The 15,211-nt window shown below is 39.3% G+C and carries 13 protein-coding genes and 1 pseudogene; 9 read left to right on the plus strand and 5 right to left on the minus strand.

Features of this window, described 5'->3' with window-relative positions; genetic code table 11:
- Positions 1-226, plus strand: a pseudogene (locus BUA16_RS17405) (group II intron reverse transcriptase/maturase); the annotation flags it as partial.
- Positions 227-332: 106 nt separating this feature from the next.
- Here the strand turns inward: BUA16_RS17405 and BUA16_RS17410 are convergent.
- The 3 genes from BUA16_RS17410 to xerA form a co-directional block, all read right to left on the minus strand.
- A complete protein-coding gene (locus BUA16_RS17410; RefSeq protein WP_072765997.1) occupies positions 333-635 on the minus strand; it encodes an antibiotic biosynthesis monooxygenase in 303 nt (100 codons plus the stop codon).
- A 9-nt stretch (positions 636-644) separates the two neighbouring features.
- Complete coding sequence (locus tag BUA16_RS17415; protein WP_072765998.1) at positions 645-1,052, minus strand: GNAT family N-acetyltransferase; 408 nt, start codon at positions 1,050-1,052, stop codon at positions 645-647.
- A gap of 590 nt (positions 1,053-1,642) precedes the next feature.
- On the minus strand, positions 1,643-2,770 hold the full coding sequence (gene xerA / locus BUA16_RS17425) for a site-specific tyrosine recombinase/integron integrase (RefSeq protein ID WP_245795601.1): 1,128 nt from the start codon (positions 2,768-2,770) through the stop codon (positions 1,643-1,645).
- A 63-nt stretch (positions 2,771-2,833) separates the two neighbouring features.
- Here xerA and BUA16_RS17430 point away from each other — a divergent pair, with 63 nt between their 5' ends.
- Positions 2,834-3,217, plus strand: coding sequence for a hypothetical protein (locus BUA16_RS17430; RefSeq protein ID WP_072766000.1), 384 nt, complete (start codon positions 2,834-2,836; stop codon positions 3,215-3,217).
- A 77-nt stretch (positions 3,218-3,294) separates the two neighbouring features.
- Here BUA16_RS17430 and BUA16_RS19260 read toward each other — a convergent pair whose 3' ends face one another.
- Both BUA16_RS19260 and BUA16_RS18770 read right to left on the minus strand, forming a co-directional pair.
- Positions 3,295-3,486, minus strand: a complete 192-nt coding sequence (locus tag BUA16_RS19260) for a tyrosine-type recombinase/integrase (RefSeq protein WP_084668555.1) — start codon at positions 3,484-3,486, stop codon at positions 3,295-3,297.
- Between the two features lie 77 nt (positions 3,487-3,563).
- Positions 3,564-3,707 carry a hypothetical protein gene (locus tag BUA16_RS18770; RefSeq protein WP_178338919.1) on the minus strand — a complete coding sequence of 48 codons (144 nt, stop codon included), beginning with the start codon at positions 3,705-3,707 and terminating at the stop codon, positions 3,564-3,566.
- A gap of 550 nt (positions 3,708-4,257) precedes the next feature.
- Here BUA16_RS18770 and BUA16_RS17440 point away from each other — a divergent pair.
- The 7 genes from BUA16_RS17440 to BUA16_RS17475 all read left to right on the plus strand — a co-directional run.
- Positions 4,258-6,669 carry an amino acid permease gene (locus tag BUA16_RS17440; protein WP_072766001.1) on the plus strand — a complete coding sequence of 804 codons (2,412 nt, stop codon included), beginning with the start codon at positions 4,258-4,260 and terminating at the stop codon, positions 6,667-6,669.
- A gap of 85 nt (positions 6,670-6,754) precedes the next feature.
- The gene (locus BUA16_RS17445; protein WP_072766002.1) at positions 6,755-7,603 is read left to right on the plus strand and encodes a phosphatase PAP2 family protein; all 849 of its coding nucleotides are present in this window, start codon (positions 6,755-6,757) and stop codon (positions 7,601-7,603) included.
- 855 nt (positions 7,604-8,458) lie between these two features.
- Positions 8,459-11,005, plus strand: coding sequence for a phosphoenolpyruvate carboxylase (locus BUA16_RS17455; RefSeq protein WP_072766004.1), 2,547 nt, complete (start codon positions 8,459-8,461; stop codon positions 11,003-11,005).
- Between the two features lie 177 nt (positions 11,006-11,182).
- Positions 11,183-11,509 carry a DMT family transporter gene (locus tag BUA16_RS17460; RefSeq protein WP_072766005.1) on the plus strand — a complete coding sequence of 109 codons (327 nt, stop codon included), beginning with the start codon at positions 11,183-11,185 and terminating at the stop codon, positions 11,507-11,509.
- 307 nt (positions 11,510-11,816) lie between these two features.
- A complete protein-coding gene (locus BUA16_RS17465; protein ID WP_084668556.1) occupies positions 11,817-13,700 on the plus strand; it encodes a sensor histidine kinase in 1,884 nt (627 codons plus the stop codon).
- Complete coding sequence (locus BUA16_RS17470) at positions 13,687-14,097, plus strand: response regulator (protein WP_072766006.1); 411 nt, start codon at positions 13,687-13,689, stop codon at positions 14,095-14,097. Before BUA16_RS17465 ends, BUA16_RS17470 begins: the two co-directional genes overlap by 14 nt.
- 449 nt (positions 14,098-14,546) lie before the next feature.
- Positions 14,547-15,211: Gfo/Idh/MocA family protein (locus BUA16_RS17475; RefSeq protein ID WP_143150552.1), on the plus strand; the 665-nt coding region annotated here is incomplete at its 3' end.

Here is a 15,211-nt window from a genome sequence, read left to right on the forward strand (position 1 = left end):
GCGCAACCGACTGCGGTATTGTATTTGGCATCATTGGAAGAAACCCGAACGGAAACGGAAAAACCTGATTCGTCTGGGCATTGACCAAGACCAAGCCTACGCTTGGAGCCGTACCAGAATGGGGGGATGGGCTGTAGCCCAAAGCCCAATACTGCGAACTACGATCACCGTAAAACGGTTAAAGAGGAAAGGTTATGTTAGTTTATTGGAATACTACAAACGTTAAGTTTCATTATCGAACCGCCCAGTACGAGACCCGTACGCTGGGTGGTGTGAGAGGCGCAGTCCGTTTCTATTTAGGGGCGGACCCGTCTACTCGATTGTACGCTGGCTTATTCAGCAAATACGTCATAATGAATTACATTTCCGGGGAAGTCCACTAAATATTGTTCATCCTCTTTGTAAGATACTGCCTGCTCAAAATTTGGTCCAGTAAAATTTTTTATGATTTTTAAATCTGTCCAAAAGGTCAACAGCTTGAAATATGTAAATTCATTGTCAGACCGTTTTAGGAATGATAATTTTATAAATCCATCCGTTTTTCTGTAATCAGGAATATCTCGTTCCTCGATAATTTTGGCATACGTTTCTGAATGCTCAATTCTTGTTTTTCCTTCCCAAACTCTTGCTGTCATAATAATTGTTTAGTGTTCATTCCCTTTATAAATCCACATTGGCATTGTTTCTCCAGCTTTTTCAAAACCAACCTTTTTGTAAAAATCGATTGCTTTTCCGTCAGCAGTCAACATTTGCATATGAAATTTTTTGTATTTCTCTTTGAACCTATTTACTATCATATGTCCGATTCCTTTTCCCTGATATTCTGGGTGAATCAATAAGTGTGGATAATAAACGACTAAATATCCGTCAGATATTGCATTTCCAAGTCCGACTAATTTTTCTTTGTCCCAAGCAGTAACCAATGAATGAGAATTCAATAATGCGTTTTTCAATTCAGTCGGTTTTTCAGCAGAACTCCATTCATTGGCTTTATATAGCTCAATAATTTGTTCTATATCAATTTTCTTTGTTTCTGAAACTATAATTTCCATTTTCTCGATTTTCTCAGCTTGCGTACAACGTTTTAGCTATGATTTCGGTCTGGGAAATCCCTTGGGATTTTTCAGTTAGGAAATCGTGCTGGAATAAAAGTAAGCAATTTTATGTTTTGATAAAGGCAAGACTGAATTATAGGTAGTGTTAGCGGTTGCTTGCAACGCAGGCCTTGCTCTAATGAACGGAACAATGGAACAATTCCCGTGGGTTTTGCCGCATTTTCAATCCAGGGCAGACCTTAATAGACAAAAATAAAACTTGACGTTTTATAGAACCTTGGCGGAGAAGGACAAACCAAAAGTCAATCTGCGTACTGCTTGCGTAACCCTTGCGCATTGGCGGCAAAAGGAAAGATCCCGTTAGTGGCTCCTACTGTAATCCCTAATCATCAAGAAAACCCCAAAACAAACCTTGACAAACCGTGGATTTTTTGCTGCCCTGATAAACTTACTGCTTGCGAACCGATTGGTCAAACTATAGGGGAGGCAGCAAAAAAAGGAAGTCCCGAAGCAGCTCTCTTTTTAGGGCAAGTTACCGTTAACGTATGGGTATGGAAACATGTTCCTATATATCTATTTTGTGCTTACTAATCTAAGGGATTTTTAATTGTTTTAAAAGTGCTTGTAGCAACATGGGTGTAAATTTCTGTTGTTTTGCTAGAACCATGCCCTAATAATACCTGAATTTGTCTAAGATCTACACCGGATTCCAATAGGTGGGTGGCAAAACTATGGCGCAATACGTGCGGACTCACCTTTTGCTTTATCCTGGCTTTGGTGGCTGCCTCCTTAACAATCCGTAACACACTTTCAGCACTATATTTTCCTGCCTTTCTACCTTCAAATAGATACATTCGTGGCTTCCATTCCCTATAGTAGGCCCTAAGATCGGCTAAGGCGGTGTTGGAAAGCAAGGTATAACGATCCTTATTGCCCTTAGAGCCTTCTACCCTTATCAGCATCCGCTTGCTGTCCACATCGGTGAGTTTTAAATTGATCAGTTCGCTACGTCGCAAACCACCGCTATACAGCAATTGAACTATACATCTATGTTTTAGATTATTGGTGTTTTCTATTAAAGCCAGTACCTCTTCCTTGGAAATTACCGTGGGCAACTTAAATTCTTTGCGGGGTCGCTCTATGGCGTAAAATCGATTAGGCATGCCCAATACTATTTCGTAGTAAAACTTTATGGCGTTTATTGCCTGATTTAAATAGGAGTTGGAAACATTCTTGCGAATTTTTTCCTGAAGAAAGGCCCTTATGTCACTTTCGTCTATAGCATACAATTCCTTCTCCTTATAATAGTTGATGAACATCTCAAAAAAGCTGACATAAATTTTAACCGTACTGTTAGAATACCTTCTCAACTCTAATTTTAAAAGGTATTCCTTAGGACAAGGCCGGTATCCTGGAGGAAGCTTTCTTCTGCGAAACCAATCAACGTCCACTGTGTCATTTTTAGTATTTATTGGTTTATTGGGATAAAAGCGGTTAAAATTGATCCAAACTATCCCCCTAAAGGTATCCAGCAATAATTTTAGATGATCCTTGGTGTTGGATATATATGTCATTTGGTACTGATCGCTCCATTTAGGATCTGGTAGCCCCTTGATCAACCCTTGAATAAGTTTATCTGGAGCAAATTTTATCCCGATCACCTTTTCATGATTGATCATTAGATGGTAAAGCGTGATGGATTTTATGGAGTTCATGTAACAAGTTTAGTTAGAATCTAAATCATAAGCCGTATATTATGAGTATAATCTTTGTGTAAAATGGGAAACCCTAAGACATGTCCAGTTTGTGAAGGCCCTGTAATTGGTAGGTCGGACAAGAAGTTTTGCTCCATAAAATGCAGGTCTATCAATCAGTATGAAAACCGGCAAATTAACGAAGCATTTTATCTGAAAGTGGACAGGCAATTAAAAATAAACAGGAAACTCCTTAAAAAATACAATAGGTCTGGTTATACAACCATCAGAAAATCGGAACTGATCGAAGAAGGATTTAATCCTAAATTCTTTACCCACTATTGGAAAAACCAAAAAGGCGACGTTTACCTCTTTGTTTATGAATACGGTTTTTTAAAGATAACAAAAATGGGGAAGGAAAAGTATCTGTTGATCACATGGCAAGACTATATGAATGTCCTTAAGTAAAAATGCTGCTAGTACCCTTTATACTTAATGGGTGCAGTCGCCTAACAAACAATTATTTTTCATTTCAAGGATAGGCCTTAACTTTCAGAAGAAGCAGGTCGACGGCCCCCGTCCAATACCGAACTTCCCGGTTCCTTTAAATAAACCCGAGTAGTGGTTATGTCTTTATGTCCCAATGACTCTCCAATAACATCTGTAGCAACCCCTTTTTGTTTTAAGCAATTGGCAAAGCTATGGCGAGATACATTACTGGATAATGATTTGTATATCCCGCCATCCGTTCCGTCCCTCTATCGAAGCCATGCTTCATATTTATTAAAAAAGGTATTGGTAATATCTTGAAACTTTATTTTTTTAATCTGTAAAACTGTTTTACAGATTTCATGGTTTCTTCGTACATGGTGGCATTTCCCATTCTCCCTGGGAGTTTTATTTCTGATACGATTTCTGCCCAGAAAGGAAAAACATGATCGTTTACTGAATTCTTCACGATCAAAATGCTCCTTTTCCAGTGGAAGACCAGAATATACCGGTAAGGCCTTATCTTTAATTTTTAGGGCAATCGATTATTTTAAATTATTTTTATTAGACCAACCAGAAGGAAAATTCCATTCCTTTTCAGTAGTATCAAATATGGTATGAACGTATTGGGCCTTTCTATTTTTTGGCGATCCTTAAATAGATAGGAAAGGAGGCATTGGAGATTGCTTTTTTTTTCTAATAACTGTTTTGGATCCAAGTGTTTTGGTCCCTAATTTCAATACAAGCACTAACTGTATCGTTAATCTGCTCTCTCTTGACGACTAGCACTATAAAATCTTCCTTAAAATTAAAAACTGTGGCTCTTTTTGTATCTTGTTAGTACATAAGTGCATGATTATCCGACGCTTTCCGATATCGTTCTTATGAGGTAGTGGCTAAGGAGGCGTGCTGCTTTTTTATATTGATCATGATTGGACTTTTTTCAGGAAGGTCTTTATGCTACCCAGAATCAGAGGGACCGGAAGTTTAACCATAACAGAAACCAAGCCTTATAGCCAATGCAGCAGAACTTCGAAAATAAAGTCCAGACCTTCGGTACCGCTCCCGTTTTTTTTACGGCTATTGCCACTATTTTAGGTGCGATCCTGTTTCTCCGATTTGGGTTTGCTGTCGGGCAGGTTGGGTTTTTAGGCGCTGTGGGCCTTATTTTAATTGGGCATGCGGTGACCATACCCACGGCAATGGCCATTGCAGAGATAGCAACCAACCAAAAAGTAGAAGGAGGAGGGGAGTATTATATTATTTCGCGCTCTTTCGGATTGGTCATCGGCTCTACGATCGGGATTGCGCTATACTTCTCTCAGGCTATAAGTGTAGCTTTTTATGTGATGGCCTTTTCGGAGGCTTTTACCGTTTTCTTAGATTGGCTGATGGCGACCTTGGCTATGCCAGATTGGTTGCAATGGCTGTTGCGGCAGAAACAAACCATCGGTATTCCAGGGCTTTTGCTGCTTACCTATGTGATGTTGACCAAAGGGGCAGACCTTGGGGTTAAGCTTCTTTATACGGTTGTTGCGGTGTTGGGAATTTCACTATTGGCCTTTTTTATGGGAACTACGGAATATAGTCGAAACCATGAGTTTGATCCTAATGCGTCTTTGAAGAATATTATAGAACCCTCAGAAAGCATAGGCAAGGATCCTGCAACCGTAGAATATAGCAAAGCACTTCCTGTAGATTCCCTTGTAGGAGGGGAGATGGCCGACAAAGGGCTGCAAACCCCAACTGGGCCTTCTGAAAAAGGTGAGAAAGAAAATGGCTTTCCAGAGGCGATCGGTTTTTTTATTGTGTTTTCCATTATCTTTCCTGCTTTTACCGGGATGACGGCCGGGGTGGGCTTGTCGGGCGATCTGAAGAATCCGGGAAGATCTATTCCGCTAGGAACATTGGCCGCCACCCTATGTGGAATGCTCATGTATATTTTAATTGCCTGGAAACTGACGGTTTCGGCCCCGCCAGAGGAATTGGCCGATACTTCCCGAATGGTTATGGCAGAGATCGCTTGGCAGGGTTGGTGGTTAATCCCCTTAGGGTTGGCTGCCGCAACAATTTCTTCGGCTTTGGGAAGTATTATGGTGGCTCCCCGCACCCTACAAGCTATTGCCAGGGATGGTATTTTTCCCACCCCAAAATTCAATAATTGGTTGTCCAAGGGAAAAGGAAAAAAAGACGAACCTTTTAATGCTTCCGTTATAACTATTTTAATTGCTGGACTTTTTATTCTTATAGGCGCGCTTGACAGCGTAGCTCAGATCATTTCCATGTTTTTTATGGTTACCTATGGGTCGCTGTGCATGATTTCCTTTTTGAACCATTTTGCCGCGGATCCTTCGTACAGGCCCAAATTTAAATCGCGTTGGTATGTCTCCCTGTTTGGGGCGCTGAGTTGTTTTGCGCTGATGTTTTTTATGAATGCCGGGTATGCGGCACTGGCCATTATATTGATCATGCTGCTATTTGTATCGGTCATGTATTATAATCGGGATAAAAGAAACCTTGCGGTTATTTTTCAAGGTGTTATTTTTCAGCTCAGTAGGCAAATGCAGGTCTTTCTTCAAAAGACAGAGAAGGAGCAAACGCAAAGTTGGCGGCCTTCTGCCATTGCTATTTCAGAAGATAGTTTTAACAGGTTCTCGGCCTTTCAGCTTTTGCGCTGGATAGCCTATAAGCACGGTTTTGGTACCTATATACACTATATTAAAGGGTACTTGTCCAAAGAGAGCAATATGGAGGCTGCCCGCTGTAAAAAGGAATTGATAGCCATGGCAGATGTTAGTAGAAGCAATGTTTTTATAGATACCATGGTTTCTCCTTCCTTTACCTCTACGGTTGCCCAGATTATTCAACTGCCGGGAATAGCAGGCAAGGAAAACAACTTGCTGCTCTTTGAATATCACAAAAACCATCCTGATAATCTGAAGGATATTGTCGATAATTTAGGGCTTGTCACATCGGTGGACTTTGATCTGATTATTCTGGCCAGTTCGGAAAGAGGCTTTGGGTTGAAAAAACAAATACATCTTTGGATTTCTCCTTACGATTTTGATAATGCCAACCTTATGATCTTGCTTGCCTATATCTTATTGGGGCATCCGGATTGGAAAAAGGCAACTATTAAAATTTACGCTATTTTTCCGGAAGATTCCATCAAAGAAGAACGGGAGCGACTTTTTCTTCTGATTCAAAATGGGCAACTTCCCATATCCCCAAAGAACATAGAGTTTATTGCTCAAAAATCTGCCAGTAGTATCAAAAATATTATCAATGGAAAATCTAAGAATGCCGATTTGACCATTGTAGGGTTTATTGAAAAGGCGGTAGTGCATTTAGGGGCCAAGGCTTTTGAAGGCTATGAACAGGTCGGAAACGTCCTTTTTGTAAATGCCTCGGAGTCCAAAGAGATTAAATAAGAGGGTGTAATGAAATGACTTTTTTTAGAACAAGTTTGATGCCTATTTCGTTATTTTGCAAAACTAATGCAAAAGCTTTTTTTTAATGAATATTATACCTGTTCTTAGAGTGTTCGTTTTTAGTCTTATCTTCCTTTTGGTCCTCTCTAAGGCGGAAGCTCAGACCATAGATCAGGATTCCCTGACGACATGGGAGCTATTGGCTTATGATGGCAAGAGTGTCTTTGGAGGATTTAAACACGCGTATTCAAGACCTTTACAATGGAAGAAGGACGATTTTTTAACCGCAGGGGCCATTGTAGTGGGTACTGGCTTATTGTATACTTTTGATGAAGATAGTTCTGCTTGGTTTCGGGACCAGGAAGCGCATGTGCCTGGCCTTATTAAGGATGCAGGGTATTATTTTGGCAAACCATTATATAATTATGGTCTAAGCGGTGGTGTTTATGCACTGGGATTGTTCTCCAAAAATGAGAAAATAAGAAAAACAGGGGTGCTTTTAATTTCTTCGGGGGCCACGGTAGGATTGCTCCAGACCTTGAGCAAAACTATTGTAGGACGTGCAAGACCTATAGCTAATGAGGGGAAGGGCAGTTTTGAGCCTTTTAGCAAGGAGGCCGTCTACCATAGCTTTCCCTCCGGACATACCATTCTCTCGTTTACTACGGCCTATGCCATAGGGAAACAGTTTGATAATCCCTGGGTGAAGGGAGGTATTTACACACTAGGACTCGTATCTCCTGTTTCTAGGTTATGGAGCGGGGCACATTGGCTAACCGATGTGGCTTTGAGCGTTGCGATGAGTGTAGTGGTGGTAGATTCAATAGATAAGTATCTTAATCGAGAAAGATATCCCGATCAATTTTCAAAGGATAAAATTAATTGGAGCCTTCATATGGGGCCCGGAAGTGTAGGGCTGCGAGGGAGCTTTTAGTGCTTTACATTCAAGATATTGGACAGGGGGCAGATGAGCTGCGATTAATGGTACCTTATGGGGTGCATCCATAAAACTGCAAGCCCTGTTGTTTTCTCTCCAATTTTTTAAGGAACGGATTTGTGGTCATAGGCATGGCAGTAAGGTTTCTTAGCTACAGTAATGTGCGTTAGGGACCGCAGCGGCATCCCCGTAGCGCAGCAAGGGATACAGCGTAGTGCCCGCCCGACGAAGGAGGGAACGCCCAAATAATGATTCTAAAACGCTGGGAATTTGGGATTGATGGGGCCTACCTTCAAAATCATTCTTTTTTGCATTATACGGTGAGGTCGGCTCGAATTATAGGGGATAATTTTGTCCTTCTAAAAGAAGGCCTTATTTTTGGAATTGGTCCTATTCCGTTATGGCTACAACTATTATTCCTGCGAATGTTGTCTTTAGATAATCTTTTGTTTTCTTGGCTAAAAAGTGATAATCTTATCACGTAATAGAAAGGCTTTCCTTAGTATCGAAGGACAATAATCCCAAGGTGATTTTTTTAAGGCCGGGGTAAAAAATGTACCATAGGATACTCAAAAAAAAAGAGCCTTCGTAGGAAAAGACTCTTTTGGGGACACTATATGTAAAAGATAAAATTTGGGTCGATTTAAAAAGTTTTAATAAAACTAATAATCTACTCCCCTAGGAAGAAATTTATGTTGTTAAATCAACTAGATTTGTGGGGACAGTCCTAAATTTTGATAGTAAGGTGGCGTGGAATTGGTCCTGATAAATTTTTTTTAATAATTAATTATTGAAATCTATATGCCTAGATGAAAAGGGCATGGAAAAATTCAATACAATGAAAATACAAATATGCATCGATCAGAGAGATTAGAAGAGTTTAAAAATTCGGTCAATAATAAATTCAATATTTATAATAGCCTATTCCTTAACCTACCGTATCAAAATATAGAGAATGTAGGGATGCTTATTCCATTATTAATGCATCAATCTGATAAAGGCTTAAAATCTGGAAAAAATCCACAAGAGATTTTGGATGCTTTCTTTCAGAATTATGCCAATATAGATTCGGAAAAGGACAGAATAGATTTTATGTTCCGCATTATCCAATATGTCGAAAGGCAAGTGGTGTTGTACGACAGTGTAGAGGATGCAGCCTTTCCTAGTCTGCAAAAACACTCCAAGTCCTTATCTATTAGGGACTACTTTCAGTTGGTTGATAAAAATAAAAGCTGGGACCAGATAGCCGATAAGCTATCGACCTTTAGTGCGCGTATTGTTTTGACCGCCCACCCGACCCAGTTTTACACACCAGCCGTTTTAGATATTATCGGGAATCTAAGATCGCTGATATTAGAGGATAAAATCAATGAAATAGATTTAACCTTGCAACAATTGGGGCTGACGTCTTTGATCAATTCCAAAAAACCGACCCCCTTAGATGAGGCCAAGAATATTATTCACATTCTAAGGAACGTATATTACGATGCCGTTGGTGATCTGTATGCCCATATAAAAGAGAGTGTGGGCGACAACGATTTTAACAATCATAACATTATGAAGTTAGGATTTTGGCCAGGGGGCGATAGGGACGGTAACCCGTATGTAACGGCCGAAAGTACTATGGATGTGGCCAATGAACTAAGGATTACCTTGCTAAAATGTTACTACCACGACCTTAAAAAATTGCAACAAAAGCTAACCTTTAGGGAAGTTCAAGATTTATTGGCAATTCTTAGGGATAAATTGTACAAATCTATGTTCGATGCGGATATTGCCATTGAATATGATGAGATTATACAGCCCCTACTAGAAGTAAGGGCTATTTTGGTAGAGAAATACCACAGTTTGTATTTTAAGGATTTGGAGCACTTAATCGATAAGGTTAAGATATTCAAGACCCATTTTGCGACCTTAGATATTAGACAAGACCATAGTATTCATAAACTGACGGTAGAAACCGTGCTTAAAAAACATGGTCTTATTTCCGATAGCTTAGATGAATTGACGGAAGAAGAATTGGTAGACTTGCTGCTTCATAAAAACTTTGAGCTTAAGGCCGAAGATTTTGACGAGGCGATCATTAAGGATACCATTAAAAATATTAGTCAGCTTAAGACCATACAGGATAAAAATGGGGAAGAGGGCTGTAACCGATATGCCATTAGTAACTCTGAAGATATTTTCTCGGTACTGTTTGTATTTGGTCTCTTTAGATGGTGTGGATGGGAATCTGATAAGATCAGTTTCGATATCATCCCGCTTTTTGAAACCATGGACGGTATGGATACCTCAGAGAACACCATGAAGGGGTTATTTAGTATCCCAGAATACCAGGCACACCTTGAACAGCGAAATAAAAAGCAAACCATTATGCTTGGGTTCTCGGACGGTACCAAGGATGGTGGTTATGTAAAGGCTAACTGGTCTATCTTTAAAACAAAGGAAAGATTATCGGCGGTTTGTGACCAAAACGATATTAAGGCCATATTTTTCGATGGCCGTGGTGGACCACCGGCACGTGGAGGTGGAAAAACTCATAGGTTCTATGCGGCACAGACCAAGGATATTGCCAATAACGAAATACAATTGACCATTCAAGGACAGACCATTACCAGTACCTATGGTACAAAGGAACAGTTTGTTCATAACTGTGAGCAATTGCTGACAGCAGGCTTGTCCAATAATATTTTTGGAAAAGAAAATATTATTACCAAGGAGTCTAGGGAATTGATGGAAGAGCTGTCTGACCTTAGCTTTACTAAGTACGATAGCCTAAAACAACACCCAATGTTTATGTCGTACTTGGAAAACATGAGTACCTTAAAATATTATCAAAAGGCAAATATTGGTAGTAGGCCGGGGAAAAGAGGGAATAAAAAGAAACTGGAGCTTACTGATTTAAGAGCCATTTCATTTGTTGGGTCTTGGAGCCAGTTAAAACAAAATGTACCAGGGTATTTCGGTATTGGAACCGCTATAAAGACCTTAAAAGACCAAGGGAGATTACAAGAATTAAAGGAACTCTTTAATGAAGTGCCTTTATTTAGAGCCTTAATGCTTAACAGTATGATGTCCTTGTCCAAATGTTATTTTGAGCTGACCAGTTACATGAAGGAGGATAAAACTTATGGTGAATTCTGGAACATTCTTCACAACGAATATTTACTGTCCAAGGAAATGTTGTTGCTTATCTCTGATTTTAAAATCCTAATGGAACAGGAAGAGGTTTCTAGGGAATCTATTAAGATTCGTGAGAATATAGTGTTGCCATTATTGGTGATTCAGCAATATGCCTTGCAAAAAATGAGCCAGGGAACGGAGTTTGCCGACCTGTACGAAAAAATTGTGGTACGTTCCTTATATGGTAATATCAACGCTAGTAGAAACTCGGCTTAATTTTAATTAAGGCCGTGCACAAGTAAATAATTTAGAATTTGAATCCTGGTAGGCTATAGTTAAGGAGCCTAAGGAAATGTTCTTATTGGATATTGGTAAAATGCCTTCCGATTTGCGGAAGGCATTTTTTTATAAGTGGCTACATAGAATTGTAAAATACCCCTAGGGGTCATTAATATGAATTGGATTTTATTAATTATAGCCGGACTCTTTGAGGTAGGGTTTGCGGCTTGTTTGGGAAAGGCAAATCAGAGCAGCGGTACTACCGCAATGTATTGGTACCTTGGATTTTTTATTAGCCTTGCCATAAGTATGTCACTATTGGTAAAGGCCACCCAAGAATTGCCTATTGGTACCGCCTATGCGGTGTGGACAGGGATAGGCGCGGTGGGTACGGTGTTGGTAGGGATAGTGTTTTTTAAGGAACCGGCCGATTTTTGGCGCCTTTTCTTTATAACCACCTTAATTGCCTCTATCATAGGTTTAAAATTTGTTTCTAATTAAGTGGTTTTCAATAAATTGAGCTAGGCGGGATTGTCGCTATTAATTATTCCCAGAAATAGGTTGTTTGTCGAATAAAATATACAGTTTATCCATTATACATACAGGTGTAAGGTAATTCGTTACTTTTACAGCTCCCCACTTCATAACATTAGAAAGTAGAAAATTGTTGCTTCCTAAATGTAATGAATTACAATTAATATAGAATAGGCAACCTTAGTGTTGTTACGTCGTAATTTATGATCTATGATAAGCATAAATTACAAAACGATTAATTAGTATACTATCGGTAAATTTTTTCACAACAACAATGAAACCATTAGAATCCGAATTAAATTTCTACACAAAAAATGGCAAAGATTTTCTTAACTCCGGTGAAGATGGTGTTAGGGAAGGAACCTGGCATTGGGATCTAAAGAAGCCACATTTCAGTGGGGTCAATAGCAGGTTTTGGGGATTCTTAGGATACGATCAGCAGCCGGTATCCGAATTACCGGCAGATTGGAAAAGTCTGATGGATCCACAGGATTTGGAATTTTTTCGTGAATTACTGGATAAACATAGTGCAGAACCCCAGAAATACTCTTTTGATATTGTCTGTAAGTTTAGACACTTTGAGGGATATCCTGTTTGGCTTAATTTTAAAAAGTCGACTGTTGACAGCCCAAAATTAAACCCATACAAGGTGGTTGGGAGTTTTTCTCTTTTAAGGGCTGAGGGAGAAGATACCGTGGCACTAAAAAAGAAGGTTGACTATTTTCAAAATGTCATAGAAGCCTCCAATTTAGGAACCTTTGAAGTTGATTTTGAAAAAGAAATAGCCATTTGTAATGATAGATATGCCGGTATGTTGGGGTATACTCTAGAAGAATTGGAGCCCTGGAACCATAATACCTGGCTTAAATTGGTACATCCCGAGGATTGCAAGGTTGTCAAAGAATCCTATGAAAAGTATATCAATAATCAGGGGATCTATGAGATGGAGTTTAGGATGAAACACAAACAGGGGCATTGGGTGTGGATCTTAAGCAGGGCCGAAATCATCGAGTATTCGCCCCAAGGTAAACCGCGGAAAATGGCCGGTTACCATTACGATATTACCAGGAGAAAAACGGATGAGTTGTTGCTCGCTAAATTTAAGAAGCTTTTGGAGCAGTCTAATGAAGCTGCCCAAATTGGATACTGGGAACTAGATTTTGATAAAAACCTTATCTACTGGAGTAAAGTAGTGCGCGAAATCCGAGAAGTACCAGCGGACTATAACCCTAGTTTGGACGACGCTTTAAGATATTACCTAGAAGGAGAGGACAGGGAACGCCTTACAAAGGCCATCGAAAAAGCCATGCAGGAACCGACAAAGTTTGATCTGCAAGCACAAATAAAAACGTATAAAGGCAATTTAAAATGGGTTAGGGTTATTGGCATTTCCGAATTCCAGGAAGGCAAATGTGTAACCTTATACGGACTTATGCAGGATATATCCGATAAGCAAAAAATGACCGACGACCTGACGGAACACAATAACCGCCTGATTAATTTTGCCCATATCGTTTCCCATAACCTAAGGTCGCATACCGGAAATATTTCCATGCTAATGGAATTGGCCCAAGGCGAAGACCCTGCATTAATGGAAAATGAATTTTTTAAGAATATTAAAATTGTTTCGGATAATATGAACGAAACCATTTTACATCTTAATGAAATTGTGGAAATAAATGCTAAAGTGGTTACCGCTATGTCTTCTCATAATTTATTGGAAAGCATAGAGAAGGTAATCCAAAACATTAACTCTACCATTAAAGAAAGTCACACCAAAATAGAAATTAATGTTCCTAAAGACATAGAGGTCTTGGCCGTACATGCCTATTTGGAAAGTATTATTTTAAACTTAATTACCAATGCCATTAAATATAAAAAAACCGATTCTCGGGCAATTATAAAAATAACGGCGGGAATTTGTCAGGAGTTTGTATATTTAGAGTTTGCCGATAATGGCATGGGGATTGACTTGGATAAATACGGTTCACAATTATTTGGGATGTATAGAACCTTTCATGAGCATAAAGAAGCCCGCGGTGTTGGACTTTTTATCATTAAAAATCAGATAGAAGCTATGGGGGGAAGAATAGAAGTTAAGAGTTCCGTAAACAAGGGTTCTAATTTTACGACTTATTTTAAGAATGGAGATTACTAAAACGGCATGCATCATAGATGATGATCCTATTTTTGTTTTTGGCACTAAAATTTTGCTGAAAAATAATGGATTTGGGACAGATATAATGGTTTGTAAAAACGGGAAAGAAGCATTGGACCTCTTTAGCGACATCCTAAGCTCTGTTAAAGAATTGCCAGAATTAATTTTATTGGATTTGAATATGCCTGTGATGGACGGCTGGGAGTTTTTGGAAGAATTTGATAAAATTTCAAATCAGAAAAAATCCTGTATTTATGTATTAAGCTCCTCCATCGATAAAAGAGATATGGAAAGGGCTATGGCCTATCCTTCCGTACGAAATTTTATAACCAAACCTCTTTCCAGTATAAAACTGCGAGAATTAATACTAGAGATGGAAACGCCGGGCCATCAGTAAAAGGCTCTCTGGGCTTCACTACAAATGATGACTAGCCACTATTCCTGTAGCAAATCGAATCTTATTTTTTCCTTGGCCTGATTTCCATGGCGGTGGCAATTTCGAAGACTGCCTACAAAGCGGTCGTGGCAAACGGTATTTTAAATATTGAACCTTAGTAAGCGATGGTGTTGGGATCCCTTTTTATATCAGTATTTTAGGAATAGGATATCTCGTTATTACGTCTAATAAATGTTAATCCGAAAATTTTAAGGTTACCAGCATGCTCTTTTACCAAGGTTTTTTATGAAATGAACAAAATATCATACTAAAAAGCTTAAAATATCCCCTGTAAATAATTTTATAATTAGTTAGTTTTGAGACGGAGAGCTTAGAATGTGTGCGTTTTTAGGAAATGAAATGTCACCAGATACAAATGTGCTAAGGTCTTAAATGTAAGTATTCAAACTATGAAATCGAGAAGAAATTTTATCAAAAAAACGGCGATTACTTCTGCAGGAATTGCTGTGATGCCTAGTATTAGTTTTGCTAATAACAGAAAAAATAATGTCCAAAAATTAAAAGTTGGGGTCATTGGTGTAGGACTAAGAGGAACCAACCACCTAAACAACCTTTTAAAAAGAGACGATGTACTTGTGACCGCTGTCTGCGATATAGATCCGGCCAGAATTGCTATAGCCGAAGAACGCATTGCAAAAGCAGGAAAGAAGAAGGCCCAGATTTTTGGAAAGAACGATTTGGATTATAGAAATCTATTGGCTTTGAAAGATGTCGATGCGGTGGTTATATCCACTCCTTGGCTTTGGCATACCAGAATGGCGGTAGATTCTATGAAAGCCGGAAAATATACCGGTCTGGAAGTGTCGGCAGCCAATACCTTGGAAGAGTGCTGGGACTTGGTCAATACCCACGAAGAAACCGGATCTCACTTAATGATCCTGGAAAACGTTAATTACCGTCAGGATGTATTGGCGGTGCTTAATATGGTAAAACAAAACCTTTTTGGAGAACTGTCTCACTTCAGATGTGGCTACCAACACGATCTTAGGGCCGTAAAGTTCAACGATGGTAAGCAAGCCTATGGCGGTGGCGTTGAATTTGGCGAAAAGGGAAC

The sequence above is a fragment of the Arenibacter nanhaiticus genome (assembly GCF_900141935.1).
Taxonomy (GTDB): Bacteria; Bacteroidota; Bacteroidia; order Flavobacteriales; family Flavobacteriaceae; genus Arenibacter; species Arenibacter nanhaiticus.

Coding starts and splice junctions, on each gene's coding strand:
- BUA16_RS17415 (WP_072765998.1), bottom strand. CDS start 1,052: ATGGAAATTATAGTTTCAGAAACAAAGAAAATTGATATAGAACAAATT.
- BUA16_RS17465 (WP_084668556.1), top strand. CDS start 11,817: ATGAAACCATTAGAATCCGAATTAAATTTCTACACAAAAAATGGCAAA.
- BUA16_RS17470 (WP_072766006.1), top strand. CDS start 13,687: ATGGAGATTACTAAAACGGCATGCATCATAGATGATGATCCTATTTTT.
- BUA16_RS17445 (WP_072766002.1), top strand. CDS start 6,755: ATGAATATTATACCTGTTCTTAGAGTGTTCGTTTTTAGTCTTATCTTC.
- BUA16_RS17440 (WP_072766001.1), top strand. CDS start 4,258: ATGCAGCAGAACTTCGAAAATAAAGTCCAGACCTTCGGTACCGCTCCC.
- xerA (WP_245795601.1), bottom strand. CDS start 2,770: ATGAACTCCATAAAATCCATCACGCTTTACCATCTAATGATCAATCAT.
- BUA16_RS17410 (WP_072765997.1), bottom strand. CDS start 635: ATGACAGCAAGAGTTTGGGAAGGAAAAACAAGAATTGAGCATTCAGAA.
- BUA16_RS17460 (WP_072766005.1), top strand. CDS start 11,183: ATGAATTGGATTTTATTAATTATAGCCGGACTCTTTGAGGTAGGGTTT.
- BUA16_RS17430 (WP_072766000.1), top strand. CDS start 2,834: ATGGGAAACCCTAAGACATGTCCAGTTTGTGAAGGCCCTGTAATTGGT.
- BUA16_RS17455 (WP_072766004.1), top strand. CDS start 8,459: ATGCATCGATCAGAGAGATTAGAAGAGTTTAAAAATTCGGTCAATAAT.